Here is a 25392-nt window from a genome sequence, read left to right on the forward strand (position 1 = left end):
CACCTCTATTCATCTACTAACCAAGTGCGCAGCAGGTTGACGAATTCTTCTGGCCGCTTTCTCGCAAGCGTTTCGAGCTGCTTACGCACTTGATTGTCATTCGTTACATTTTCGATATCAATTGTAGGAAGCTCTGCTTTTTGGGACGCAATGTTCATTTCCTGATCAATTAGTTGTTGCGCAGCTGCTTTCTTGCGTCTTCTAATTGCCATACCGATAAATGCTCCAATGGCTAGTGCCGCTAGTGCTAATGCGCCATAAGTCAAGTACGTAGATGTCGTAGCTGCATTCGCATCCGAAGGTCTAGCAAAAGAATGTGCAAATACGGTAACTTTTTTCTGTAATTCATCGTCTGAATACGTAGTTTTATTATCAGCAAGTGCTGTTCTAACAATATTCACGAGCGCATTCTGAATGGCTGTTTTCGTTTCAGCCGTTAGTGAGTTCGGATCATCTCTTACTGGAGGCTCGATGCCGACATTAATGCTTACATCCTTCACTACATAAGGCGTTGAAATGATATCATTCGTAATACGATCCACTTCGTAATTGACAGTTTTACTGTTTTTCTCTGAGCTAGAATTCCCAGAGTTTGATGCTCCTGGATAACCGGGAACATCCGTTTCGCCTGTACCAGGGACACCGCCTGTATCTGTCCCTTTATTTTGATAGGACTCATTTGCTTCCTGTAAAGAGATTTCTATCCCTTTTTGATCAGCTACATTAGGTGCTCGGACAAGCTGCTCCTTTGTTTTCTTCTGATCAAAATTCATTGTTGTAAACACGCTGACACTAACTTTATCTCGTCCAAACATCGTGCCAAGCATGGAGTTGATATTCTTCTGCAAATCATTTCGGAACTGTGTATTAATATCCGTATTATCCAACTGTGTGTTTGAAGATTCACCACTAAACTTATAAGAATTTAAATTTGTATCCGAAATGGTGATATTCTCAATTGGAAGATTCTTTATACTATGTGAGACTAGATTGTATATCGTATCCACTTTGGGTTGGTCCAATGAATAACCCTGCTTGAGTTGCAAAACAACAGATGCAGTTGCCTTCTCTGCCTGTTGCTGTAAGAAAGGACCTTCTTCTGGAAGAGATATGTTAACCTTGGAACTTGAAATCGCTTGGTTCAAATTAATTAACTGTTGTAACTCACCTTGAATGGCGCTCAAATATTTTACTTTAAATTCATTATCCGTGATCCCGAATGAACTGCTACCGCTAAACACTTCAAAGCCTAGTGATCCGTTCTTATTCAACCCTTGTGACTCTACAGCAAGCTTTACATTAGCGACTTCCGTTGTCGGTACTTCTATACTTTTGCCGTCTGTACTCAAATGGTAAGGGATTTTCGCTGTGTCCAGATATGATTTAATATTTGCAGCATCAGTTGGCTGAAGTTCTGTATACGCCAATGAATAATCTGTCTTTGACAAATTAACACTTATAATTGCAGCTGTTAAAATCAATAAGAAAACGGTTGCTATAAAAATAATTTTCGTCGTTCGATTATAACGATTCCAGTATTGCTTCACCTTTTCCCAGTACTGGAGCAGGTTCTCGTTCACTCTGTCACCTCATTGACCCAAATTTAGCAGCATCTCTATACTTACAGCTGCATTCTCATGATTTCTTGGTACGCCTCTATGACTTTATTTCTAACTTGAACAGTTAGTTCAAGTCCTAAAGAAGCTTTCTCAGAGGCAATTGTCAATTGATGAACATCGGAAAGTTCCCCTTTAATGAAGCTTTCGTTCAACTGATCGACTTGCTTTTGCTGCGCATTTAAATTCGTCATTGCATCATTCAGAAATGAACCAAATTTCTTCCCAAGGTCATCTGCACCCTCAGACGCGTTATCCTTCGGCCCAATGGAACTCTTTATATTTATTGGACTGTAATTAATTTTGTCAATCATCCCGAAACCTCCTATCTACCAATTTCCAATGCTTTAGTAATCATCGATTTAGTTGCACTTAATGCCGTCACATTGGCTTCATATGATCTCGTCGCTGAAATCATATCGACCATTTCTTTGGTAATATCAACATTCGGCATGTAGACAAATCCATTCGAATCAGCATCTGGATGCGAAGGATTATAGACTTGCTTTAGCGGAGACTTATCTTCAAATATTTTGTTTACTCGCACACCCTCGCCAGTTCCATCAGCCATTGCTGAATTTAGGGATTGTGCAAAGCTTGGTTGAGATTTCGTTTCGAATGAGACTAATTTTCTTGTATAAGGCATCCATTTGCCGTCAACAAATTTTGCTCTCGTGGTGTCCGCATTGGCAATATTAGATGAAACAACATCCATACGCAGTCGTTGCGCAGTTAACGCAGATGAACTGATGTCAAATCCATTTGTAAGTCTCATCGTTTATTATTTGCCCCCTATGACTGTGTGCATTTTTTTGAAATCGCTGTTCATCTGTTGAATCATTGCATTGTATTTAAGCTGGTTTTTGGCCATTAATGACATTTCGTAGTCTATATCCACATTATTCAAGTTACTGTTTATTGCTGTCGAATTGTCTGTATGAACCTCAGAATTTGGCAGTTTATTGGATTTACCAATCACAAAATGCCTTGGGTCTGTTCTATAGCCATCTATTGATGGTGTCTTCGCATTCATTTGTCCTTGTAAAAGCTCTTCGAATGCAACATCGGAACGTTTAAAGTTAGGAGTATCCACATTGGCAATGTTATTCGCTACCACCTTCTGTCTTAGCGTCGATGCATCCAGCGATCGCTCCATCATATTCCAATTAGGCTTGTCTAAAAAAGACATAAACGATTCCCCTTCACTCTAAATAATATTCACGTTACTACTTCCACATTGGGAGAATTGATTCCTTCTTGTTTCGACATATTTCTCAATTCCCGATAAAAAATAGATCTATATGTAGAATAATGTAAAGCTTTGACTTATTCTCTTTATCATCTAAGATATTAGGTTAAGTTACAATAAGAAAAAAGCCCTATCTTTTTACCAGATAGGACTTCATAGTTTATATTTACAATTTTGACTTCATTTGCTCAATACTTTGCATTAATTGTTCATTTAAAATACGGATATAAGTGCCTTTCATACCTAGTGATCGCGTCTCAATAACGCCAGCACTTTCCAGTTTACGTAGGGCATTTACAATAACTGAACGCGTTATACCCACACGATCAGCAATTTTACTGGCCACCAGCAACCCTTCTTTGCCATCCAACTCCTCGAAAATATGTTCGACAGCTTCCATCTCACTGAAAGATAAAGAGCCAATTGCGACTTGAACAACTGCTTTGCTACGAGCTTCCTCTTCAATTTCTTCCGCGCGTTCTCTTAATATTTCCATCGCAATTACTGTCGAACCATATTCAGCTAGAACTAAATCATCATCGATAAAGAGCCCTTCACTACGACTTAAAATTAAAGTTCCCAAACGATCCCCACCACCAATAATTGGTACTAAGGTAGTATGTGTAGATGGAAACATATCTTTCATCTGATCCGTGTAATAAAAATACGGGCTATCCGGCTCCGATGTTGATGATGTCTCCTCAATTTTTAGCAATAAATTATTAGATTCAATTGGGAACCTGCGCTCAATTAGAATCGTTTGATTCATTTCTGGAGATACCGGATCATTCGTAACCGCATAGCCTAAAATCTTACCTTTACGGCTGACCACATAAATATTAGCGATTACAACATCCCTTAGTACTTCTGCCATATCCATAAAGCTAACCGCATTGCCCGCTTCTTTTTGGAGCAACCGATTGAGCCTTCTCGTTTTGTTTAATAAACTCATGTAACTGCCTCCTACTAACTGCAACCTGCATGTATCTTATAAGATATATTGACTTAAATCTCGATTCTGAACAATACTGCTTAGCTTCTCGCGTACATAAGCTGGATTGATCACAATGGACTCTAATGTGATTTCTGGTGCTTCAAAAGACAAATCTTCCAGCAATTTTTCTAAAATCGTATGTAAACGACGAGCTCCGATATTTTCGGTTTGTTGGTTTACTTCAACTGCAATTCGAGCAATTTCATGAATAGCTTCTTCTGCAAACTCAACAGTTATACCTTCTGTTTGTAATAAAGCTGTGTATTGTTTGGTCAAGGCATTCTTGGGCTCTGTTAGTATAGATACAAAATCCTCTAATGTTAAATCACTAAGTTCAACACGGATAGGGAATCTGCCTTGCAGCTCTGGAATGAGATCAGATGGCTTTGCAATATGGAACGCCCCAGCCCCTATGAATAACACATAGTCTGTTTTAACAGGGCCATATTTAGTTACTACCGTGGAACCCTCGACAATAGGTAAAATATCTCGCTGTACACCCTCTCGCGAAATATCTGGTCCGCTGCCGCCGCCGCGGCTGCTTGCAATTTTATCAATTTCATCAATAAATATTATGCCGCTTTGCTCTGCACGATTAATTGATTCCTGGATAACATCATCCATATCAATTAATTTCTGCGCTTCTTCTTGCGTCAGAACTTTTCTTGCTTCTTTGACTTGCAATTTCCGTTTTTTCGTCTTTTTCGGGATGAGACTGCCTAACATTTCTTGCATATTCATGCCGGCTTGTTCATTACCTTGACCACCAAGCATATCAAGCATAGAAGGCGCCGTGTCTTCTACCTCTATTTCAACGTGATCGTTCTCTAATTTACCATTGGATAATTGTTCGGCGACTTGAGCTCTTTTAGAAGCCAGATTGGGATCAGGCGTCGTATCTTCTTGCTCTTCTTTGTTTTGCCCGCCAAACAGCATCTCAAGCGGGTTACGTTGTGTTTTGGCACGAGTTGGACTCGGTGCAAGCAAAGATACCAATCGCTCATTAGCAAGCTTCTCAGCACGATCCTTAACCTTCTCCATACGTTCTGCTTTGACCATGCGCACGGCTGTCTCAACCAAGTCGCGTACCATCGATTCCACATCACGGCCAACATAGCCCACTTCTGTGAATTTGGTAGCTTCTACTTTAATAAAAGGTGCGCCGACCAGCTTCGCAAGTCTACGCGCAATTTCCGTTTTCCCAACTCCTGTAGGTCCAATCATGAGAATGTTTTTCGGCACAATTTCATCTCTCATGCTTTCATCGACAAGATTTCTCCGGTATCGATTTCGCAAAGCGATCGCAACGGATTTCTTTGCTTTTTTCTGTCCCACAATGTATCGGTCTAGTTCATGGACAATTTGTTTAGGTGTAAGGGAGTTGTTTGCCATATGTAGTACCCTCCTTAAATTTAGGCTAAAGCCAATTGATCAATTGAGAGCGTGTGCGTGATTCCATACAGGAACATACGTTCTAGTCTATTCAATCTCTTCAACAATAATATTATGGTTGGTAAACACACATATTTCAGCAGCTGTCGTCAACGCCGCGTGAGCAATTTCCTTCGCACTTAGCTGAGGGGCATGTCGATGTAATGCTCTACCCGCCGCAAGCGCGAAGCTCCCGCCAGATCCGATCGCCAAAATGCCATCATCCGGTTCAATGACTTCCCCATTACCTGAGAGCAGCAGAAGTCCAGAGGCATCCATAACAATCATCATAGCTTCCAGTCTGCGGAGCACACGATCTTGACGCCAATCCTTGGTTAGCTCAACTGCAGCCCGCTGAAGGTTGCCATGGTGCTCTTCCAGCTTCCCTTCAAACTTCTCAAAGAGTGTTATCGCATCAGCAACGGATCCGGCGAAACCAGCTATTACTTTCCCTCTATGTAAACGCCGTACTTTTTTGGCTGTGCTTTTCATGATCATACTATTACCAAATGTCACTTGACCGTCGCCAGCGATAGCTCCCTTGCCTTGATGACGGATCGCAAATATCGTCGTCGCATGAAATGTTGCTTGATTGGATTCCATTTCGATTCACCCCTCAATAAGAATCTTATCCACGAAAGAGATCTCACAGTGCGTGTGGCACGGGTCGCAAAAATGAGAGAAACCTCTAGCGAGGTCCTGTATGGTGAGAAGACCGCATCTAGAGGTAAATGTATGATCAAACGAACGAAAAATGCAATAAAACATTAATTTATAGTAACACAGTGAATCAACTCATTACAACTTATTCAACAGCTGTTTTCACAAAATTCTGAATACTCTCTAATGCACGGTTAGCTAGCTTTTCGTATTTTTCTTTTTTATTACGAATACGCTCTGGCAGTGAAGGAAGAAGTCCAAAGTTTGCATTCATCGGTTGGAAATGTTTAAAGTCTGCTGTTGTAATGTACTGTGCCATACTCCCTAAAGTCGTTTCAGCTGGCAAGATCACGCAATCTTGACCTTTCGCCATACGACCTGCATTAAGCCCCGCAATCAATCCTGAAGCAGCAGATTCTACATACCCTTCTACACCCGTCATTTGTCCCGCAAAGAATAGATTCTCACGACGTTTGTATTGATAAGTCGGCTCAAGTAGCTTAGGTGAGTTAATAAATGTGTTGCGATGCATAACGCCGTAACGGACGAACTCCGCTTGCTCAAGACCAGGGATAAGCTGAAGCACGCGCTTTTGCTCTCCCCATTTCAAATGCGTTTGGAATCCAACCAGGTTATATAAGGTACCAGCCGCATTATCTTGACGAAGCTGCACGACAGCATGTGGCATTTTACCCGTATGCGGGTTAATTAAGCCTACTGGCTTCATAGGTCCGAATAAAACCGTTTGTTTACCGCGTTTAGCCATAACTTCTAAAGGCATACAGCCTTCAAAATAGATTTCTTTCTCGAATTCCTTTAATTCTGCAACTTCAGCTGTAATTAGAGCCTCATAGAATACATTAAACTCTTCTTCTGTCATTGGACAGTTCAGGTATGCAGCCTCTCCTTTATCATAACGAGAAGCCAAATATACCTTATTCATATCGATTGAATCCTTCTCTACAATCGGTGCTGCAGCATCATAGAAGTATAAATACTCTTCACCCATTAATGCTTTGAGCTCTGCAGCTAAATCTGGCGATGTCAGCGGCCCTGTTGCTACCACCGTGATCCCCTCAGGAAGCGTTTGAAGCTCTTCATTGCGAACCTCAATTAATGGGTGATTGCGCAACGTATTGGTCACTGCTTGAGAGAAACCATCGCGGTCAACCGCTAATGCTCCACCTGCAGGTACGGCATGCTCGTCAGCACAAGCTAGAATGAGTGAGTCCATACGTCTCATCTCTTCTTTTAACACACCGACGGCATTCGTGAGACCATTGGAACGCAGAGAGTTACTGCATACGAGTTCAGCGAACTGATCTGTTATGTGTGCAGGTGTTTTTCGTTTGTTACGCATTTCATATAAAGTAACAGGCACGCCTTGACGGGCAATTTGCCACGCGGCTTCACTGCCTGCCAATCCTGCTCCGATGACTGTTACTCTTTGATTTTCCGGCAAAATCAGACACCTCTAATCTTTCATATCATCTGTGTGATCGGAATCTTCAATTTCTTCCTTATGATCACATTGTGTACATTGTATCGTTACGCCATTTTTGCTTCGCTTCTCAATCATCATTGAACTGCAAGCTGGACACGGCTTATTAACAGGTTTATCCCAAGAAACGAAATCACAGGTTGGATACTGATCGCACCCGTAAAAAACTCGCCCCTTTTTACTTCTTCGTTCAACAATCTTACCAGAGTGGCATGTTGGGCATGTGACTCCTATATCCTTAATGATTGGTTTCGTATTCCGGCAGTCAGGGAAACCTGAGCAAGCTAGGAATTTACCGAAGCGTCCCATTTTATAGACAAGGTGCTTCCCACACTTCTCACAAATCTCATCCGAAACTTCATCCTGGATTTCAATTTCTTTCATTTCCTCTTCAGCAAACTCTAAGCGCTTTTCAAAGGAAGTGTAGAAGGTATCCAGTACTCTGACCCAATCCTCTTTCCCCTCCTCAACAAAGTCTAGCTCTTCTTCCATATGAGCCGTAAACTCGATGTCCAGAATTTCCGGGAAGAACTCTTGCATTAATTGGATGACGAGTTCGCCTAGCTCCGTTGGCACGAATTTCTTTTCTTCGATTGCCACATAGCCACGCTTCTGAATCGTTTCTAGTGTAGGTGCGTAAGTACTTGGCCGCCCAATACCCATTTCCTCAAGCGCACGTACTAAACGTGCTTCTGTATATCTTGGAGGCGGTTGCGTAAAGTGCTGCTTCGGTTCTACGCTTTGTTTTGACAACGAATCGCCCTTTGACAGCGGTGGCAGTAACTTATCCTCTTCTGTCGTGCCGTCATCATTACTTTCAACATACACCTTCATAAATCCAGCAAACTTCATTTTAGAGCCATTTGCTCTAAAAATCGTTTCTCCCGCATGCAGATCGATCGTCATGGTATCCAGAATAGCAGATGCCATTTGACTCGCAATAAATCGATCCCAAATCAGCTTGTACAATCGGAACTGATCTTTACTCAAGAATTCCTTCATTTGATCTGGTTCACGAAGTACAGAAGTCGGTCTGATCCCTTCATGCGCATCTTGGGCATTCGCATTTTTCTTAAGATACTGACGAGGCGTCTCAGGATAGAAGGTTGGGCCGTATTTGGTCATAATAAATTCTTTGGCTTCTTCTTGGGCAATAGGAGAAATCCGCGTAGAATCCGTACGCATATACGTAATTAAACCGACGGTACCTTCTTTACCTAAATCGATACCTTCATATAATTGCTGCGCCACAGACATAGTTTTGGATGCACGGAAATTAAGCTTTCGCGCTGCTTCCTGTTGCATGGAGCTTGTAATAAAAGGAGGGGAAGGATTACGCTGACGTTCTTTCTCTTTCACTTCTTTCACAATAAACGCATCGTTACCCATTGCAGCAAGAATCAAATCGACATCTTCTTGTGAATGCAGCTCTTTTTTCTCACCATTGTGGCTATGATACTTGGCTTCAAATACGGTTTTGCCCGCATCAAGAACTGCCGTAATAGACCAGTACTCTTCTGGTTCAAACGCTTTAATTTCGTTTTCGCGATCTTGGATTAATTTAACAGCCACGGATTGTACACGGCCTGCTGATAGCCCTTTTTTCACCTTTTTCCAAAGTAAAGGACTAATTTTGTAACCGACAAGACGATCCAAAATCCGACGCGCCTGCTGGGCATTCACTAAATCTTGATTGATTCGCCGAGGCGTCTTAAAAGCATCCTTAACGGCTTCCTTCGTAATTTCATTAAAGACAACACGACATAGCTCATCAGGACCAACAGACAAATAGTGTGCTAAATGCCAGGCGATCGCTTCACCTTCACGATCCGGATCCGCCGCCAGATATATTTTTTTCACTTTTTTACTTGCGTCTTTGAGTTCTTTAAGGATAGAACCTTTTCCACGTATCGTTATGTATTTAGGCTCAAAGTTATTATCGACTTCTACGCCAATTTGGCTTTTCGGAAGGTCGCGAATATGACCCATCGAAGCTTTTACGATGAATTTACTGCCTAAATATTTGCCGATGGTCTTGGCTTTTGCTGGTGACTCAACAATGACTAACGAATCTGCCATGGTTCGTCCTTCCTCCCCTCTTGGTTTCAAGGTAAAGTTTACTTGGCGAGAAGCAAAACTTCGTGATTAGCCTATGCTCGAATGTATGTTGAACCCGGAAGCTGTTTAATCGCCTTTTTCAATAGTAAAGATAACAGAACTGCATGCAAATGTCCAAACGTAAATTGACTGTCTTCTAATAAAGTGTCAATTGAGATCGGTGTATCTGACAACTTTCGAACAATTTCGACTTCATCCTCGGATAGAATGAAAGTCGGTTCTGACTTAATTGCAACATTTAATTCATCCAGATTTATCATGTGTTTATAATCTTCGACAATCTCCTGGGCACTGGTGACTAATTTCGCGCCATCTTTCAGCAGCTTGTGAACACCGCTGCTTTGTCGAGAATTAATGGGTCCTGGAACAGCGAAGACATCGCGCGAGGCATCTACGGCAAACGCAACAGTGATCAGTGATCCACTATCCTCAGCCGCTTCCACTACAGTAACACCCAGAGATAATCCAGCTATAATACGATTCCTCTGCGGAAACATACCAGGGTGCATACGAGTGCCAATCGGATATTCCGAAATAATGACACCTTCCTGCTCAATGTTGCGATATAATAGCGCATTCTCTCGCGGATATATCATATTGATCGCACATCCAAGCACAGCCACTGTCTTCGACTTCCCTTGCAGGGCACCTATATGAGCTTTGCTATCGATTCCTCTTGCTAGCCCGCTTACAATCCCAAATCCTGCCCTCGAAAGTGAAGCTGCCCACTCTTCGGCGATTTTCTTCCCGTAAAGCGTTGGCGTTCGCGTACCTACCATACCAAGTAAGTGACCCTTTAGAAACGAAGGATCGCCTTTCACATATAACACCCAAGGAGGCTGCGCAATTTCCTTTAGAATAGCAGGATACCCCTCGTCGAAACGAGTTACAATCTGAATCGCTTGACTTCTATATACACGTAGCTTTTGTTCAATAAAAGCAGGTGTCAGTCGTGTCGAAATTAGTTCTGCTATCGAAGCACGAATCCCACAAGAAGCGATTTCTGCTGCCGATAACGCTAATAATACGCTAGGTTCAGGGAAACGACTTAAGAGCTGGTGAATCGTTTTCCACCCTACCCCCTCAAGCTCATGTAAACCAATTAAACAGTTGCGATTATCCATTAGTATATACACTCCTTCCATGAATGACAAATCTATGCATTGGATAAAAATAAAAAAACCTCCCAAATCCCAAAAAAGGGAAATGGAAGGTTGCTTACCTTCGTGAAACGAAGCTTATTTTACCGTGATGACTTTATCTAGCATACCTATTTCTTCAAGTACACTAACAAGTGTTGAACCCATTTCGGATGGTGTAGCCGCTACGCGAATACCGCATCTTTCCATAGTTGCAACTTTCTCAGCTGCTGTTCCTTTACCACCGGAAATAATGGCACCAGCATGGCCCATACGTTTGCCTGGAGGCGCTGTTTTACCGCCGATGAAGCCAACTACAGGTTTCGTCATGTTTGCCGCAACCCACTCCGCTGCTTCTTCTTCAGCCGTTCCGCCGATTTCACCGATCATGATAACCGCGTACGTATCTGGATCTTCGTTAAAACGTTTAAGGATATCGATAAATTCGGATCCTTTAACTGGGTCTCCACCGATACCAACTGCAGAGGATTGTCCGATTCCACGCGTTGTCAATTGGTGAACAGCCTCGTAAGTTAATGTTCCGGAACGCGAAACAACACCTACGTGACCTGGTGTATGGATGTAACCTGGCATAATACCGATTTTGCACTCGCCTGGTGTAATAACACCTGGACAATTTGGTCCGATCAGAACGGTATTTTTTCCTTCCAGGTAACGCTTAACGCGTACCATGTCAAGAACAGGAATACCTTCTGTGATACAGATAACCAATTCAAGCTCAGCTTCAATCGCTTCGATGATGGATTCTGCTGCGAAAGCAGGTGGTACATAAATAACGGATGCTGTAGCACCAGTTACATTTTTAGCTTCTACAACTGTATTGAAAACAGGCAGCTTAACAAGCTCACCATTTTCCAAAGTGATATCTACGGTAGTACCGCCTTTACCAGGAGTTACGCCACCCACCATTTGCGTGCCGTAGTCCAGACCGCCTTTGGTATGAAACAAACCCGTAGCGCCGGTAATCCCTTGAGTAATGACTTTTGTATGTTTATTGACCAAAATACTCATGATCGATTGTTCACATCCCTTATCTATTTTTCAAACCGCTCGGGTTTACTTTACAAGTGCAACGATTTTTTGTGCGCCGTCCGCCATGGAATCAGCAGCAACAATGTTCAAGCCGGATTCGTTAAGAAGCTTTTTACCAAGCTCCACGTTAGTTCCTTCAAGACGAACTACGAGCGGACGGGAAAGTCCTAGCTCTCTAGCAGCAGCTACAACACCTTCAGCAATTACGTCACAACGCATGATACCACCGAAAATGTTTACGAAAATCCCTTTTACTTGCTCATCAGAAAGGATGATTTTGAAAGCTTCAGTAACTTTCTCTTTCGTAGCACCGCCCCCTACGTCTAGGAAGTTAGCAGGGTCTCCGCCGTAGTGCTTGATAATGTCCATAGTGGCCATAGCAAGTCCAGCGCCGTTAACCATACAACCGATGTTACCATCAAGAGCGATGTAGCTCAGGTCATATTTGGAAGCTTGGATTTCTTTCGCATCTTCCTCTTCAAGGTCGCGAAGTTCTACGATATCCTTGTGACGGAATAGAGCGTTAGAATCAAAGTTTAATTTCGCATCAAGCGCCATAATTTCGCCAGAGCCAGTTACAACCAATGGGTTGATTTCAGCAATGGAAGCGTCTTTTTCAACGAATGCTTTGTAAAGAGCAAGCATGAATTTAACTGCTTTGTTTACAAGCTCATTCGGGATGTTGATTGCGTAAGCAAGTCTACGTGCTTGGAAAGATTGAAGACCGATTGCTGGGTCAACAACTTCTTTGAAAATTTTCTCTGGGGAGTGCTCGGCTACTTCTTCAATCTCCGTACCGCCCTCTTCGGAAGCCATCAATACGACGCTGCCTGTCGCACGGTCAACAACAACACCTACGTAATATTCTTTCTTAATGTCACAGCCTTCTTCGATCAAAAGGCGTTTAACTTCTTTACCTTCTGGACCTGTTTGGTGAGTGACAAGTACTTTACCTAGAATTTCGCTAGCATATGTACGAACTTCATCGAGGCTTTTGGCTACCTTAACGCCGCCTGCTTTACCGCGACCACCGGCATGAATTTGTGCCTTTACTACGACAACGGAAGTTCCAAGTTCTTTCGCTGCTTCAACTGCCTCGTCAACAGTAAAAGCAACCTTTCCGTTAGGAACGCTGACTCCGTACTGTCTCAGGACTTCTTTGCCTTGATACTCATGGATATTCATTTCCTAAATCCTCCTATCAGTATGGACTTTCTATACGTGCTATACAGGGAAAAGTGTAACTTCCAATTGACGTTGTGCACGAGAATATATCTTGCTACCGGAATTAGTATCACACTTCTTCGCAAGCCCTAACCATTGTAACACATTATTTTCGACAGTTTCTTTATTTTTTTAGTTAATCCATTCAAATTTTCCTTTCACACTGAAAAACTTTAGCTATCACTCTACAAATAAAAAAACGTATTTCTCATTTAATGAAAAATACGTCATGCTTCAACTTGGTTAATAGAACGAAGTTGGTGTTGAGTTGATCCGAGGTTCACGCTCTGCCTGCTTAATAAAACGCATTTCATTCGCAGAAAAGTTGCAGATCAAGCATTGAATCGTTGGTTCAGGCTCAGGAATGACACCTGGATCATGGAATTCAGTAATATTCCCAGATAATGCGTCCTTTAAAAATGACTGCGAATAGCTCGTGATTACATTAAATTTAATACGATTTGACCGGCAATTGGGACAAAAATATGGTTTTTCTTGCATATCATCACCTCATCTTCCAGTATGTGCATGTCGCACATTTTTAAACCGTGAAAACCTCTTGACAATATTTGCGTAATTTTACCAATTGCGATTATAATAAAAGAAATTAATCGGATCAATGAGGAAGCACCTTTTATCCAATTCGAGCTCAGTTCTTGCAACTGTGATTTCAAAGGAGAAGAAGGTGTTTTTATGTATGGCAAAGTCATGAGCGCTTGTTTACAAGGGATTGAAGGAAGACCGATCGAAGTCGAGGTTGATATTTCAAGCGGCTTACCTCAGATTAATCTGGTTGGTCTACCAGACTCTGCGATTCGAGAATCCGTGGAACGAGTTCGTTCTTCGATTAAAAACTGTGGGTTCACGTTCCCTATGGACCGGATTACCGTTAATCTCGCTCCTGCTGATTTGCGTAAGGAAGGGTCGTCTTTCGATCTTGCCATTGCGGTTGGCATTCTCATCACCACTGGACAAGTTCATTTAGAAGGCTATCCCACCACATTATTTCTAGGAGAACTTGCTTTAGACGGTTCTCTTCGTCCTATCCCTGGTGTGTTGTCGATGGTTTATGCGGCCAAAAAGATGGGCATTAAGAGAGTTTGCTTGTCAACTGCGAATGCGTCTGAAGCCGCATTAATTGAGGGTGTTGAGGTATGTGTCATAACAAATCTATCTGATTTCAAAAATTGGAGCAAAAGTTCGTATCACGAATTTATTTATCAGAAGACTGACCCCGAATCAAATGAGCCTTCTATCTCAGTCAATAAGCCCCCAAATTATGTTGAAGATTATGCCGATGTCAACGGACAGCATCAGGTTAAGCGTGCCATGATGATCGCTGCTGCAGGCATGCATAATTTGCTCCTCCTTGGTCCGCCAGGAACTGGCAAAACGATGCTTATCAAGCGTCTGCCTTCCATTCTTCCTCCTATGACTGATCGAGAGGCACTAGAGGTTACGAAGATATACAGCGCTTCAGGTAAATTGACGGATCGCTCCACACTGATGCGCACAAGATCATTCCGTGCTCCGCACCACTCCATCTCCGCTGCTGGTCTTGTTGGCGGAGGAACGATCCCCAAGCCAGGTGAAGTGAGCTTATCTCATCGTGGGATCCTTTTCTTAGACGAGCTTCCAGAGTTTACACGAAACGCACTCGAAGTGCTCAGGCAACCGCTTGAAGATCGCTACGTCATGATTGCAAGAGCAAGAGCCGTATATACATTTCCTTCTCATTTTATTTTAGCGGCAGCTATGAATCCATGCCCCTGTGGTTATTATGGTTCTGAAACTGAGACAAATGCTTGCATCTGCAGCCCGGCTAAGATTGTCCATTATCGTTCCAAAATTTCGGGTCCACTTCTCGACCGAATCGATCTCCATGTAGAAGTCCCTAAACCAAGCTATGCCCAATTAAAAGACAGTGCCTTTAATTTATCCTCCAGCGAAATGCGTGCTAAAGTAATGCAGGCTCATTTACGGCAGCAGAACCGTTACGTAGGAACAGACATTCAACATAATAATGAATTAAGCGGGAAATTGATGCGGGAAATTTGCCAATTAACACCCGAAGGAGATCAGCTCTTGAGGGTTTCGTTCGAGGCATTGGGACTCAGCGCACGAGCGCATGATCGGATCTTGCGGCTCGCACTCACGATTTCGGACTTAGACGGTTGTGATCGTATTCATCCTTCTCATCTAGCGGAAGCCATCCAATATCGGAATCTGGATAAAAATCAACGTATTGAAGAGATTGAGATTTGACCTGAGAGCTACTACTACTTCTGGAGTACCTGGTAAAAATATAAGCCTTTTGACACGTCATTATGGCAATGACTGTCAAAAGGCACCTTGTATATGTACAATTCGGGGTTCCGCGTTAATGTCGGACATTTCCACTGTGATGACATCGAATTGAATAGATTGCTCGTATTTCTGATAACGATGCAAATAAAATTGTGCAATGTCTCGGATCTTCGCCTGCTTGCGGTAATCCACGGATTCTTTGGCAGTACCGAATCGGCTAGAAGGACGTCTCGTTCGAACCTCAACGAAAATGAGTTTATTCGCTTTCTCGGCGATGATATCTATCTCACCAGAACGACAGCGCCAATTTCGTTCGATAATCTGGAATTCTTGCTCAAGTAGGACTGCTACTGCTAAATCCTCCCCTTGCTTCCCTAGTTGTTTTCGATCATCTTTATGTAGATTGCCCATTTACCCATGCCTCGTTGGTCTCATCCGTTGATCTGAGCGATAAATAAAACTAAGCACCTCAGCCACCAATTGATACAACTCTGGAGGAATTTCTTGATCCAAATCCAATTTAGATAAAACCTCAACTAACGATTTATCCTCTTGAATCGGGATGCCATTTTCCTTCGCTTTTTGTAAAATGGCCTCAGCCATATGTCCCTTCCCTTTGGCAATGAGGGTTGGGGCTTTCTGTGCTTCTGGTGAATAGCGGAGAGCTACCGCTTTCTTTATGGGGGTTAGCTGCGATTCCTCGAGTGTTTTTTTGGGAGGACTCATGCGCGAACATCAACCCCTTTATAGGTTTTAGGTCGATAAAGCTCACTTAAGTCTACGCGTCCATCCAAAGAACCTATTTGGGCTGCCTCTTCTTTGCCCTCCTGAACTTCAAGAGGTTTTGGATATGGCGAACATTTTAATGAGATGAACTGATAACCGACACTGTTCATGGCAGCGGCAATTTCTTCTTTGGACGACTCCATCAACCCAGCTAAAGCCGGATGATCATTTTGAACATTCAACGAGACAATTTTGTTAACGACTTGCACATCGAGCAATGTATTGCCCATGACCTTCATTTGTAGATCAAACAAAAGCCGACAGTTCCTGGCATCTACCTCCCCACGACTTCCTTTGCGGGATTGAATATGAATAGCTGCCGTTTGCTGACCTGAACTATCCAAGAATGGGACAAACATGGTCATCTGCGTAAACATCGCATTCTTGTCATTCGTTAGCATTAGCTGCTGACCCGTAATTTGGCTAACCGCTTGCTGTGCGGCTTCTTTAAGTGGTGCAGGTGTATCGTCAGAAGCTGTAAGCTGAAGCAAAAGGCTTTTCAGCGTTTCCGCAGCTGGCTTTGTGGTATCGCCTTGTGGATCAGGTGCGTTTGCGCTAAAAAGTGAAAAGGCGTTTTCTGTGGCTTGTTGGCGCACAGGCATTGGATTGCCGCGCTCGTCAAGCTTCGCGGCAACAGTAGATTCATGCTCTACGCCAACGGCTTTGAGCATCCGGCTGATCCAGTTCGTTTCTGGATCAGCTTGGGGTGGGGCGAGAGGCGCACTTGCTTGCGCCTCTTTAGGGGCAAGCCCCCCCTCCTGCTTCGCAGGGGGGACTTGCGCGGGCAAGGGCGCCGGCTGCGCCGAGGCGGCCACTGGTGCCGCTGCCGGCTGCGCAGCCGGCGCGGGAGGTGCTTCGCCCGCAGCTAGCGCAGGCACGCTGCCACGCGGCGCAGCCGCAGGCTCGTCCGCGGCGGAGCCTGGCGCAGCCAGCTCTGCAGGGCGTACAGCTGCGGCCGTAGCGCGCAGCTCCTGGAGCAGCGACACAACCTGCTTGGCGGTTTCCGCCGCAGGGTGTGTCGGGTCTTGCTCGAGCAGCGCCGTCGCCTGCTGCTCGAGCTTCTCCAACACCTGGCCTGCCGAAGGGCCGGTGGTTACTTGCTTTAAAGCGTCCACTGTCGTAGGCGTAAGTGGCAGCCCCTTCTTCGAAGCAAGCACGGCCGCTTGCAACCATTCCTCTTTATTTGCTCCCTGTGGCATCTCACGCATCACAGACTCAAATGCCTTCACATTTTCCTTAGACACAGGAACGCCTTCCTGCTGTAAGTGCTGGACCATTTGACGATTGCTAGCTGTATCTTTCACTTCAAAAGCTTTAAGAAGTTCACCAAGTGAATCATCCGCAATCTGCACATCCGAAGAAACCAGCGGCTTTAGCAAAATTTGACCGCCCTTTGATTCGGGCTGAACCTGCAGCATCGTCACATCACCTTGCTTAAGCAGCGTTTCCAGCTTTGCACGAACTAACGTACCACCTATATTCACTAGTGCTTCTTGTTCACTTAGGAGCTGAAGCACAACACCTTTAACAATCTGTCCTACCTTCAATTCGAGCGTCTTCGGATCAGCTGCCGTTAAATCCCCAACCAAGCTACGAATTAAACTACTAATATTCAAATTGCTCACCTCAAATCTGATTACACGTATGTATATTATCGGCGTTTCATGCCCGTTTCGTTACATTAGAATGTTAAATCAGGTCAAACACTAATTGCTCCGTTTGCAATTCATTCTCTTGCGCTTCGAGCTGCGCCATAATATTGCGGATAAATAATTTCCGGTGTAAAGGCGTAGGACCATACCTAAGCAACATTTCTCTATGGTGTTTCGTTGCATAACCCTTATGTACGGCAATTCCGTACTCTGGAAACTGCTCGTCCCACTCCGCGCACATGCGATCTCTCGTCACTTTGGCGATGATGGAAGCAGCTGCGATGGATTGACTTAACGCATCCCCATGTATAATCGCTGATTGAGGCAGGTCTATTTCCACCTTTTCTGCATCAACAAGTAAGTAGTCCGGTATAATATGTAGCTTCTCAACAGCTAGTTTCATCGCTAATCTCGATGCTTGCTTGATATTCAATGCTTCTATGCCTTCGACATCTACAATGCCAATGCCAATCGAAATAGCCTCATCTATGATCTGATCAAACAGCAGTTCGCGTTTCTTTTCCGACAGTTTTTTGGAATCATTGACCCCTTCAAGAACATATCCCTTAGGAAGAATAACTGCAGCAGCCACAACATCCCCAAACAAACACCCGCGACCAACCTCATCAATGCCAGCAATTGCCGTGTAACCTTGTTGCCATATATCTATCTCATGTTCTAGCATGCCATCCGCCCCTTTCCATCATTTCATTATAAAGGAACGGCGCTTCGTCAAGCCAGACCCATTTTTTTCTACGTCCTATCCGCACAAAAAGAAAAACCCAAGGCTTGCGCCCCAGGTTCTTCCTGCTTCGTTCGATTAAAAAGGTCTTTCCAAGGAAATACGGCCCATTTTCCCGGCTCTCAGATCACGTATAATGATGAGGGAAGCTTTGTCCAAATCAACTTTGCCCCCGCTCACAATTGCGCCGCGCTTACGCCCGATCGCCTCCATGACCTTCACCATTTCCTGAATATTATCCATATCATCTGGTAGCTCCTGCACACCGAAGCGTTCTTGAATACCGGCTCCATAATGCTGAACCATATATTTAATCGTAAACAATGCTACGTCATCTAAATGCAGAAGCTCTTCTTTGATTGCCCCAGTTGCAGCCAAACGCATGCCAACCATCTGGTCCTCGAATTTAGGCCACAAAATACCCGGCGTATCCAATAAATCCATTTCCGTGCCAACCTTGATCCATTGCTGACCTTTGGTCACACCTGGCTTATCTCCGGTCGCAGCAATTTTCTTGCCTGCTAACTGATTAATCAGTGTGGACTTACCGACATTCGGAATCCCAACAATAAGCGCTCTAATCGCACGAGGATTAATCCCTTTGCGCAGCATCGTCTCAATTTTGTGGGCCCAAAGCTGTTTGACTCTAGGTAAAATCTCCTTCACATGCGTTCCGTTTGCAGCGTCTATCGGCAAGGCAGGTAAGCCTTGATCCGCAAAATATTTCACCCATTCGGCCGTCACTTGTGGATCAGCTAGGTCATTCTTGTTAAGCAATACGAGACGCGGCTTGCCTTTTAAAATCTCATCAACCATCGGGTTCCGGCTGGAAAGCGGGATGCGGGCATCCAAGAGCTCAATCACGACGTCAATCAGTTTAAGCTTTTCCTCGATCTGTCTGCGAGCCTTGGTCATGTGACCGGGAAACCATTGAATGGTCATTTCTCTTCACCTCAAAAATGTATGAAACTAATTTTTTTCACCGGCCAGAAGATAACTTCTGCACGGCCAACGATTTTATTGTAAGGCACAAAGCCGACACTTTTCGTTCGACTATCTTTGGAATTCGGACGATTATCACCCATGGCGAAAATCTCGCCTTCTGGTACTTTTGTTTCAGGGAAATCCAACAATGTGTTATACGGATGTCCTTCTTTAACAGCTTGATCAATCGCTTCCTGAATATAAGGTTGGGCCAGTTCTTGACCATTAATATACACTTTGTCGCCTGCTACCTTCACAGTTTCCCCAGGAAGCGCGATGACACGTTTGATATAATCTTTACCTTCAGGAGCATGAAATACGATGACTTCGCCTCGTTTAGGATCACGAATATCATACACAATTTTATTGACGATCAGTCGCTCACCTGTAAAGAAATTCGGATGCATCGAATCTCCATCAACTATAAATGGGGAGAACAGGAACCAACGAATAATAATGACAAGTACACCTGCAATTACTAACGCTTTAATCCATTCCCATGTTTCACTTTTTGCTTTCACAATCTTTGCTTGGGTAGCATTGATTGGCTGATTGGGTTGCATTTGATCATTCTCTTCCATCACTGACGGCCTCGCTTCCAGTTTTGGTTTTATCTCTATTATATCCTAGTATGTACAGAAAAAACGAAAAGGAGACTTGACTGAACAAGCCCCCCATTTTACTATCGAATTTCTTTAATTCTTGCTGCTTTACCACGAAGACCACGCAGATAATAAAGTTTCGCACGACGAACTTTACCACGGCGAGCCACTTCAATCTTGTCAATCTTCGGAGAATGGAATGGGAAAGTTCTTTCCACACCCACACCGTAAGAAATTTTACGAACTGTAAACGTTTCGCTGATTCCACCGCCGTGGCGTTTAATAACAACACCTTCGAACAGCTGAATACGCTCACGTGTACCCTCGATAACTTTTACGTGTACTTTAAGTGTGTCTCCTGGACGGAAATTAGGAATATCCGTACGGAGTTGCTCTTTCGTAATCTCTTGAATAAGATTCATAGTTGACTCCCTCCTTCCACACAGGTGTTCATTCCGCTAATAGTTAGTACATCTAAGTTGTTATGCGTAGAGGACCACCAGACTCGAACTGTTGAAAAAATCACAACAGAATATATATTACCATAGTCCAAGGATTAATTCAATAGAGAAGTTTCCGAGGACACATTTCACATCTTTATTTCCTGTTCTTGCTTCTGCTTATGCCATTCCGCTACCCAGACCTTTTCCTCTTTGGATAAAACTCTACCCTCGAGTAAATCGGGTCTACGCTCTAAGGTTCGGATTAGCGACTCTTTAAGGCGCCATTTTTTCACATTGGCATGATGGCCCGATAGAAGCATTTCTGGAACTTCCCAATCTCTGAACTTGGCAGGCCGCGTATAATGAGGATACTCCAGAAGCCCTGTTGAAAAAGAATCTGTCACAGCGGACATCTCATTCCCGAGTACTCCTGGTAAGAGCCTCACCACGCTATCTATAATGACCATAGCGGGTATTTCACCGCCGGTTAGTACATAATCACCGACGGACAGCTCGTCCGTCACTAAATGCTGTCTGATCCGTTCATCATAGCCCTCATAGTGACCACAAATAAAGACTAGATGCTCTTCACCAGCTAGTTCTTCTGCTTTTTTCTGCGTAAAAGTCTCCCCTTGCGGACATAACAGAATGACGCGCGGCTTTACGGCTTCCCCCTCAGCGGTCTGATGAGTCGGCAAATCTTCAACTGCTCCAAAGATCGGTTCAGGCTTGAGTACCATGCCCCCGCCGCCACCGTATGGGTAATCGTCGACTGTATTATGCTTGTTCGTGGAATAATCCCGAAAATTAACCGTGCTCAGCGAAACGATTCCCTTATCACGCGCTTTCCCCAGAATACTAGATGAAAACACGCCCTCAAACATTTCTGGGAACAAGGTTAAGACATCAATTTTCATTCCAATAACCCTTCCATCAGATGGATTCGAATCGTTTTGTTAGGAATATCCACGTTAAGGATGACATCATCGATAACCGGAAGCAAAAGCTGTTTTCCTTTTGGCAACGAAACAACCCACACATCATTCGCACCTGGTGTTAGCACTTCAGAAATCAAGCCTAATTCTTGGTCTTCTTCCGTAACGACTTTGCAACCAATGATTTCGTGATAATAATATTCTCCCTCTTCCAGAGGCTTCTGATTCTTAGCTTCAATTTTCAAAAGAGAGCCTTTATATTTCTCAACATCGTTAATGTTCGAGAATTGATCAAACAATAAGATAAACACGTTTTTATGTAAGCGGGACGTTTTCACCGTCACCGGCGTTTGCTTATTTTGAGAGTCCACAATGATTAACGTATTACCTACATCAAATCGTTCAGGAAAATCCGTTTCCGGTACTATTTTAAGCTCTCCACGTATCCCGTGGCTATTTACGACTTTACCAACCGTCACTAATTTCTCCGTCATATGCGCTTGCCCAACCTCCACATTAAATTACCTTCTTCTCCATATGCGAAAAAAGGCTAGGAAATAAATCCTAACCTCATTTCTTATGAAACGATTTCAACGGCTACCCGTTTCGTTTCTTTCACAGCTGCCGACGTGACTACCGTGCGGAGCGACTTCGCAATCTTGCCTTGCTTGCCAATCACTTTTCCGACATCGTCGGGATGAACAGAAAGCCTGTACTCGATCTTGTCCTCTTTCTCCACCACAGCGACACGTACTTCTTCCGGATGATCGACAAGAGCCTTAGCAATAACGGTGATAAGATCCTTCATGAACCCACCCTCCGAAAGATAACAGATTACTTCTGTAATTTCAGCTCGTGAAACTTAGTCATCAAACCTGCTTTTGAGAACAGGCTGCGAACTGTATCGGACGGTTGAGCGCCAGTTTGAAGCCATTTAAGCGCTTTTTCCTCATCAAGAACCACAGCTGCTGGTTCAGCAATTGGATTATAAGTACCGATTTCTTCGATAAAACGACCATCACGCGGGGAACGGGAATCCGAAACCACGACACGGTAGAAAGGAGCTTTATGAGCGCCTACACGTTTAAGACGAATACGTACTGCCATTGAAAAATCACCTCCTACTTAGAATAAACAACTTTATTTAAAAGGGAAATTTAAATCCTTTGCCTAACTTTTTCATGCCTTTGGCACCTTTCGGCCCCATCATACCTGAGAACTGCTTCATCATTTTGCGCATATCATCGAATTGCTTAATGAATCGATTGACTTCCTGCACGGAATTTCCGCTACCCGCTGCAATCCGTTTGCGACGATTCGCATTCAGCAGCTCCGGTTTACGCTTCTCTTCAGTCGTCATGGACTTCACGATCGCTTCCACGCGAGCCATCTGCTTCTCGTCAACCTTCATATCCTTCATGCCTTTAATCTTGTTCGCACCAGGCAGCATCTCAAGAATTTGGTCCAGAGGACCCATCTTCTTCACTTGCTCCATCTGTTCAATGAAATCCTCGAAGGTGAATTCAGCGTTGCGCATTTTGCGCTCCATCTCTTTCGCCTTATCCATATCGATACCGGCTTGCGCCTTCTCGATTAAGGAGAGCATATCGCCCATACCGAGAATTCTTGATGCCATACGGTCAGGATAAAATGGCTCTAACGCATCCATTTTCTCACCGCTAGCTACGAACTTGATCGGACAACCTGTTACTGCTTTAACGGATAACGCAGCACCACCGCGCGTGTCTCCATCTAGTTTGGTTAACACAACGCCTGTTAATTCAAGTTGTTGGTGGAAGCTTTCTGCAACATTGACAGCATCCTGCCCCGTCATTGCATCGACGACTAGCAAAATCTCATCAGGACTTGTTGCTGCACGGACATTTTTGAGCTCGTCCATGAGGTTTTCATCAATGTGCAAACGACCTGCAGTATCTATAATCACATAGTCATTGCCGTTATCCTTCGCGTGTTGAAGACCTGCTTTCGCAATCTCAACAGGATTCACTTTATCACCTAAGGAGAAAACCGGTACCTTCAGCTGTTCGCCAAGCACTTCCAACTGCTTAATCGCCGCGGGACGATAAATATCACACGCAACAAGAAGCGGTCTGTGATTCTGTTTCAATAACATTTTAGCTAATTTACCTGAGGTTGTTGTTTTACCTGCCCCTTGTAAACCTGCCATCATAATAACCGTTGGCGGTCGATTCGAACGTGCTAGCTTACTTTGTGTGCCACCCATAAGGGCCGTAAGCTCTTTGTTCACGATATCGATAACAACCATGCCTGGTGTAAAAGATTTGAGAACGTCTACGCCAATCGCTTGCTCTTTCACCTTCGCAATAAAGTCTTTGACGACTTTAAAGTTAACGTCCGCTTCAAGCAGTGCCAATCGTACCTCGCGAAGCGCTTCGCCTACATCTTCTTCCGTCAGCTTACCTTTGCTTCTCAGCTTGCCGAAAACATTCTGCAATCGGTTTGCTAATCCTTCAAATGCCATGCGCTTCACCTCCTGCTTCTACCAATGGTTTCAATCCATGCCTACTATTGTATCAAAAAGCTCAGTCACTTTCCTCTTTAGCGCCGGATCACAATCATCCAATCCAACAACCAAGTCTTGACGCAGCTTCATGCGTTGTTCGTGTTTATGTAGCAGTCTTAACTTACTCTCATATTCTTGCAGTGTCACTTCGGCACGTTTGATATGTTCATAGACCGCTTGACGGCTAATCGTGAAGTTCTCAGCAATCTCCCCGAGGGAGTAATCATCATGGAAATACAGTTCAAGGAAGGTTCGCTGCTTATCGGTCAACAATGGTTCATAGAAATCAAACAGCAGGTTAATGCGATTCGTTTTCTCCAACATAGGATCGACAGTCATAATCTACCTCCGTAAAGGTTGCACACTTGACAGCAGCACAACAGAACCTATCATACTGAATTCCAAGATGATTGTCAAGCATTATACCTTGTCAGTCTGTTCGCCTATCCATTTGCCAAAAAGCGCATGAACAAACTGCTCGGAATCGAACGGCTGCAGGTCATCCATTTTCTCACCAAGTCCTACAAACTTAACCGGAAGTGAGAGTTCCTGACGAATCGCCACAACGATTCCGCCCTTGGCTGTTCCATCCAATTTCGATAATACTAAGCCCGTAAGACCTGTTTTATCACCAAAAAGCTTGGCTTGGCTAAGGGCATTTTGCCCCGTCGTTGCATCTAGAACGAGAATGACTTCATGGGGTGCATCAGGAACTTCGCGTTGGATAACACGATAGATCTTGTTAAGCTCCTCCATCAGATTCACTTTATTCTGCAAGCGACCTGCTGTATCGCATAAAAGGATATCCACACCACGCGTTTTGGCTGCTTGTACAGCATCGTACATAACCGCGGCAGGATCTGCGCCGGATTGTTGTTTAATCACATCAACACCAACGCGTTCTCCCCAAGTTTCAAGTTGCTCAATGGCGCCAGCACGGAACGTATCGCCAGCTGCCATCAACACCTTTTTACCTTGAGATTTGAACATGTGGGCCATTTTACCGATTGTCGTCGTCTTGCCTACGCCATTTACACCAACGAACAGGATGACTGTTAGGCCATTGGGATTGATATTCAGCCCCGCATCAGCATCCCCTTTCAGCAACTCAATCAATTTCTCTGAAAGAATTGGCTGAAGCTCGGCTGGATCTTCGATTTTACGTTTTTTAACTTCAGCACGCAGTTCATCAATTAATTTCAGAACCGTATTCACGCCAACGTCTGCCCCGATTAGGATTTCTTCCAGTTCTTCGTAAAAATCTTCATCTATTTTCTTACGGCGGCTAAATAAATCATCGACACGGTTCACGAACGCATCTCGCGTTTTCGTTAAACCTTCCTTAAATTTATTCGTTACCGCCTCGGCCTTACTCGAAATACTATCTTTCAATCGTTTAAAAAAACTCATA

General features: G+C 43.9%; 28 protein-coding genes. 1 reads left to right on the top strand and 27 read right to left on the bottom strand.

Annotation, left to right across the window (positions count from 1 at the left end; all coding sequences use genetic code 11):
* Positions 1–5: 5 nt before the first annotated feature.
* From fliF to AC58PQ_RS13235, 13 genes are all read right to left on the bottom strand, one after another.
* Positions 6–1580 carry a flagellar basal-body MS-ring/collar protein FliF gene (gene fliF, locus AC58PQ_RS13175; protein ID WP_497242376.1) on the bottom strand — a complete coding sequence of 525 codons (1575 nt, stop codon included), beginning with the start codon at positions 1578–1580 and terminating at the stop codon, positions 6–8.
* 41 nt (positions 1581–1621) lie between these two features.
* Complete coding sequence (gene fliE, locus AC58PQ_RS13180; protein ID WP_497242377.1) at positions 1622–1930, bottom strand: flagellar hook-basal body complex protein FliE; 309 nt, start codon at positions 1928–1930, stop codon at positions 1622–1624.
* Positions 1931–1941: 11 nt separating this feature from the next.
* Complete coding sequence (gene flgC / locus AC58PQ_RS13185) at positions 1942–2391, bottom strand: flagellar basal body rod protein FlgC (protein ID WP_497242378.1); 450 nt, start codon at positions 2389–2391, stop codon at positions 1942–1944.
* A 6-nt stretch (positions 2392–2397) separates the two neighbouring features.
* Positions 2398–2805, bottom strand: a complete 408-nt coding sequence (gene flgB / locus AC58PQ_RS13190) for a flagellar basal body rod protein FlgB (RefSeq protein WP_497242379.1) — start codon at positions 2803–2805, stop codon at positions 2398–2400.
* Between the two features lie 226 nt (positions 2806–3031).
* Positions 3032–3817, bottom strand: a complete 786-nt coding sequence (codY, locus tag AC58PQ_RS13195) for a GTP-sensing pleiotropic transcriptional regulator CodY (protein ID WP_497242380.1) — start codon at positions 3815–3817, stop codon at positions 3032–3034.
* A gap of 36 nt (positions 3818–3853) precedes the next feature.
* Positions 3854–5251, bottom strand: a complete 1398-nt coding sequence (gene hslU / locus AC58PQ_RS13200) for an ATP-dependent protease ATPase subunit HslU (RefSeq protein WP_497242381.1) — start codon at positions 5249–5251, stop codon at positions 3854–3856.
* Positions 5252–5338: 87 nt separating this feature from the next.
* On the bottom strand, positions 5339–5893 hold the full coding sequence (gene hslV / locus AC58PQ_RS13205) for an ATP-dependent protease subunit HslV (RefSeq protein WP_497242382.1): 555 nt from the start codon (positions 5891–5893) through the stop codon (positions 5339–5341).
* Between the two features lie 202 nt (positions 5894–6095).
* A complete protein-coding gene (gene trmFO / locus AC58PQ_RS13210) occupies positions 6096–7412 on the bottom strand; it encodes an FADH(2)-oxidizing methylenetetrahydrofolate--tRNA-(uracil(54)-C(5))-methyltransferase TrmFO (protein ID WP_497242383.1) in 1317 nt (438 codons plus the stop codon).
* Positions 7413–7424: 12 nt separating this feature from the next.
* On the bottom strand, positions 7425–9530 hold the full coding sequence (gene topA / locus AC58PQ_RS13215; protein WP_497242384.1) for a type I DNA topoisomerase: 2106 nt from the start codon (positions 9528–9530) through the stop codon (positions 7425–7427).
* Positions 9531–9601: 71 nt separating this feature from the next.
* Positions 9602–10693, bottom strand: coding sequence for a DNA-processing protein DprA (dprA, locus tag AC58PQ_RS13220; protein ID WP_497242385.1), 1092 nt, complete (start codon positions 10691–10693; stop codon positions 9602–9604).
* A 114-nt stretch (positions 10694–10807) separates the two neighbouring features.
* Complete coding sequence (gene sucD, locus AC58PQ_RS13225; protein WP_497242386.1) at positions 10808–11740, bottom strand: succinate--CoA ligase subunit alpha; 933 nt, start codon at positions 11738–11740, stop codon at positions 10808–10810.
* Positions 11741–11785: 45 nt separating this feature from the next.
* Positions 11786–12946, bottom strand: coding sequence for an ADP-forming succinate--CoA ligase subunit beta (gene sucC, locus AC58PQ_RS13230; RefSeq protein ID WP_497242387.1), 1161 nt, complete (start codon positions 12944–12946; stop codon positions 11786–11788).
* A gap of 282 nt (positions 12947–13228) precedes the next feature.
* A complete protein-coding gene (locus AC58PQ_RS13235; protein ID WP_497242388.1) occupies positions 13229–13486 on the bottom strand; it encodes a hypothetical protein in 258 nt (85 codons plus the stop codon).
* Between the two features lie 192 nt (positions 13487–13678).
* Here AC58PQ_RS13235 and AC58PQ_RS13240 point away from each other — a divergent pair, with 192 nt between their 5' ends.
* A complete protein-coding gene (locus AC58PQ_RS13240) occupies positions 13679–15250 on the top strand; it encodes a YifB family Mg chelatase-like AAA ATPase (protein WP_497242389.1) in 1572 nt (523 codons plus the stop codon).
* Between the two features lie 75 nt (positions 15251–15325).
* Here the strand turns inward: AC58PQ_RS13240 and AC58PQ_RS13245 are convergent, their stop codons facing one another.
* From AC58PQ_RS13245 to ftsY, 14 genes are all read right to left on the bottom strand, one after another.
* Positions 15326–15703: a YraN family protein gene (locus tag AC58PQ_RS13245; protein ID WP_497242390.1), complete on the bottom strand. Its 378-nt coding sequence runs from the start codon at positions 15701–15703 to the stop codon at positions 15326–15328.
* The gene (locus AC58PQ_RS13250; protein ID WP_497242391.1) at positions 15704–16018 is read right to left on the bottom strand and encodes an EscU/YscU/HrcU family type III secretion system export apparatus switch protein; all 315 of its coding nucleotides are present in this window, start codon (positions 16016–16018) and stop codon (positions 15704–15706) included.
* Positions 16015–17694 (bottom strand): TP0910 N-terminal domain-containing protein, encoded by a 1680-nt coding sequence (locus AC58PQ_RS13255; RefSeq protein ID WP_497242392.1) that lies wholly within the window; start codon positions 17692–17694, stop codon positions 16015–16017. The genes AC58PQ_RS13250 and AC58PQ_RS13255 overlap by 4 nt, the downstream gene beginning before the upstream one ends.
* A 73-nt stretch (positions 17695–17767) precedes the next feature.
* Entirely contained in the window at positions 17768–18415 is a 648-nt protein-coding gene (gene rnhB / locus AC58PQ_RS13260) for a ribonuclease HII (protein ID WP_497242393.1), read from the bottom strand.
* Between the two features lie 135 nt (positions 18416–18550).
* On the bottom strand, positions 18551–19414 hold the full coding sequence (gene ylqF / locus AC58PQ_RS13265) for a ribosome biogenesis GTPase YlqF (RefSeq protein ID WP_310500337.1): 864 nt from the start codon (positions 19412–19414) through the stop codon (positions 18551–18553).
* Positions 19415–19425: 11 nt separating this feature from the next.
* Positions 19426–20037 carry a signal peptidase I gene (gene lepB, locus AC58PQ_RS13270; RefSeq protein ID WP_497242394.1) on the bottom strand — a complete coding sequence of 204 codons (612 nt, stop codon included), beginning with the start codon at positions 20035–20037 and terminating at the stop codon, positions 19426–19428.
* Between the two features lie 101 nt (positions 20038–20138).
* Positions 20139–20480, bottom strand: a complete 342-nt coding sequence (gene rplS / locus AC58PQ_RS13275) for a 50S ribosomal protein L19 (RefSeq protein WP_028558249.1) — start codon at positions 20478–20480, stop codon at positions 20139–20141.
* Between the two features lie 167 nt (positions 20481–20647).
* Positions 20648–21418 carry a tRNA (guanosine(37)-N1)-methyltransferase TrmD gene (gene trmD / locus AC58PQ_RS13280; protein WP_497242395.1) on the bottom strand — a complete coding sequence of 257 codons (771 nt, stop codon included), beginning with the start codon at positions 21416–21418 and terminating at the stop codon, positions 20648–20650.
* Positions 21415–21930 carry a ribosome maturation factor RimM gene (gene rimM / locus AC58PQ_RS13285; protein WP_497242396.1) on the bottom strand — a complete coding sequence of 172 codons (516 nt, stop codon included), beginning with the start codon at positions 21928–21930 and terminating at the stop codon, positions 21415–21417. The genes trmD and rimM overlap by 4 nt, the downstream gene beginning before the upstream one ends.
* Positions 21931–22013: 83 nt before the next feature.
* A complete protein-coding gene (locus AC58PQ_RS13290) occupies positions 22014–22244 on the bottom strand; it encodes a KH domain-containing protein (RefSeq protein ID WP_028558246.1) in 231 nt (76 codons plus the stop codon).
* Between the two features lie 26 nt (positions 22245–22270).
* Complete coding sequence (gene rpsP / locus AC58PQ_RS13295) at positions 22271–22543, bottom strand: 30S ribosomal protein S16 (protein WP_028558245.1); 273 nt, start codon at positions 22541–22543, stop codon at positions 22271–22273.
* 37 nt (positions 22544–22580) lie between these two features.
* Positions 22581–23939 (bottom strand): signal recognition particle protein, encoded by a 1359-nt coding sequence (gene ffh, locus AC58PQ_RS13300; RefSeq protein WP_497242397.1) that lies wholly within the window; start codon positions 23937–23939, stop codon positions 22581–22583.
* A 30-nt stretch (positions 23940–23969) separates the two neighbouring features.
* Entirely contained in the window at positions 23970–24320 is a 351-nt protein-coding gene (locus AC58PQ_RS13305; protein ID WP_497242398.1) for a putative DNA-binding protein, read from the bottom strand.
* An 81-nt stretch (positions 24321–24401) separates the two neighbouring features.
* Positions 24402–25391, bottom strand: a complete 990-nt coding sequence (gene ftsY / locus AC58PQ_RS13310; protein ID WP_497242399.1) for a signal recognition particle-docking protein FtsY — start codon at positions 25389–25391, stop codon at positions 24402–24404.
* Position 25392 lies beyond the last annotated feature (1 nt).

The sequence above is a fragment of the Paenibacillus sp. J22P143 genome (assembly GCF_059692035.1).

Excerpts from the sequence above, each read along its gene's own strand:
- rimM (WP_497242396.1), bottom strand. The coding sequence starts at position 21,930 with ATGACGGAGAAATTAGTGACGGTTGGTAAAGTCGTAAATAGCCACGGG.
- AC58PQ_RS13290 (WP_028558246.1), bottom strand. The coding sequence starts at position 22,244 with ATGAAGGATCTTATCACCGTTATTGCTAAGGCTCTTGTCGATCATCCG.
- fliE (WP_497242377.1), bottom strand. The coding sequence starts at position 1,930 with ATGATTGACAAAATTAATTACAGTCCAATAAATATAAAGAGTTCCATT.
- rnhB (WP_497242393.1), bottom strand. The coding sequence starts at position 18,415 with ATGCTAGAACATGAGATAGATATATGGCAACAAGGTTACACGGCAATT.
- sucC (WP_497242387.1), bottom strand. The coding sequence starts at position 12,946 with ATGAATATCCATGAGTATCAAGGCAAAGAAGTCCTGAGACAGTACGGA.
- AC58PQ_RS13305 (WP_497242398.1), bottom strand. The coding sequence starts at position 24,320 with ATGACTGTCGATCCTATGTTGGAGAAAACGAATCGCATTAACCTGCTG.
- topA (WP_497242384.1), bottom strand. The coding sequence starts at position 9,530 with ATGGCAGATTCGTTAGTCATTGTTGAGTCACCAGCAAAAGCCAAGACC.
- AC58PQ_RS13235 (WP_497242388.1), bottom strand. The coding sequence starts at position 13,486 with ATGCAAGAAAAACCATATTTTTGTCCCAATTGCCGGTCAAATCGTATT.
- ylqF (WP_310500337.1), bottom strand. The coding sequence starts at position 19,414 with ATGACCATTCAATGGTTTCCCGGTCACATGACCAAGGCTCGCAGACAG.
- ftsY (WP_497242399.1), bottom strand. The coding sequence starts at position 25,391 with ATGAGTTTTTTTAAACGATTGAAAGATAGTATTTCGAGTAAGGCCGAG.
- flgB (WP_497242379.1), bottom strand. The coding sequence starts at position 2,805 with ATGTCTTTTTTAGACAAGCCTAATTGGAATATGATGGAGCGATCGCTG.
- sucD (WP_497242386.1), bottom strand. The coding sequence starts at position 11,740 with ATGAGTATTTTGGTCAATAAACATACAAAAGTCATTACTCAAGGGATT.
- hslU (WP_497242381.1), bottom strand. The coding sequence starts at position 5,251 with ATGGCAAACAACTCCCTTACACCTAAACAAATTGTCCATGAACTAGAC.
- hslV (WP_497242382.1), bottom strand. The coding sequence starts at position 5,893 with ATGGAATCCAATCAAGCAACATTTCATGCGACGACGATATTTGCGATC.
- trmD (WP_497242395.1), bottom strand. The coding sequence starts at position 21,418 with ATGAAAATTGATGTCTTAACCTTGTTCCCAGAAATGTTTGAGGGCGTG.
- lepB (WP_497242394.1), bottom strand. The coding sequence starts at position 20,037 with ATGGAAGAGAATGATCAAATGCAACCCAATCAGCCAATCAATGCTACC.
- ffh (WP_497242397.1), bottom strand. The coding sequence starts at position 23,939 with ATGGCATTTGAAGGATTAGCAAACCGATTGCAGAATGTTTTCGGCAAG.
- codY (WP_497242380.1), bottom strand. The coding sequence starts at position 3,817 with ATGAGTTTATTAAACAAAACGAGAAGGCTCAATCGGTTGCTCCAAAAA.
- AC58PQ_RS13250 (WP_497242391.1), bottom strand. The coding sequence starts at position 16,018 with ATGAGTCCTCCCAAAAAAACACTCGAGGAATCGCAGCTAACCCCCATA.
- rpsP (WP_028558245.1), bottom strand. The coding sequence starts at position 22,543 with ATGGCAGTACGTATTCGTCTTAAACGTGTAGGCGCTCATAAAGCTCCT.
- rplS (WP_028558249.1), bottom strand. The coding sequence starts at position 20,480 with ATGAATCTTATTCAAGAGATTACGAAAGAGCAACTCCGTACGGATATT.
- AC58PQ_RS13245 (WP_497242390.1), bottom strand. The coding sequence starts at position 15,703 with ATGGGCAATCTACATAAAGATGATCGAAAACAACTAGGGAAGCAAGGG.
- flgC (WP_497242378.1), bottom strand. The coding sequence starts at position 2,391 with ATGAGACTTACAAATGGATTTGACATCAGTTCATCTGCGTTAACTGCG.
- dprA (WP_497242385.1), bottom strand. The coding sequence starts at position 10,693 with ATGGATAATCGCAACTGTTTAATTGGTTTACATGAGCTTGAGGGGGTA.
- AC58PQ_RS13240 (WP_497242389.1), top strand. The coding sequence starts at position 13,679 with ATGTATGGCAAAGTCATGAGCGCTTGTTTACAAGGGATTGAAGGAAGA.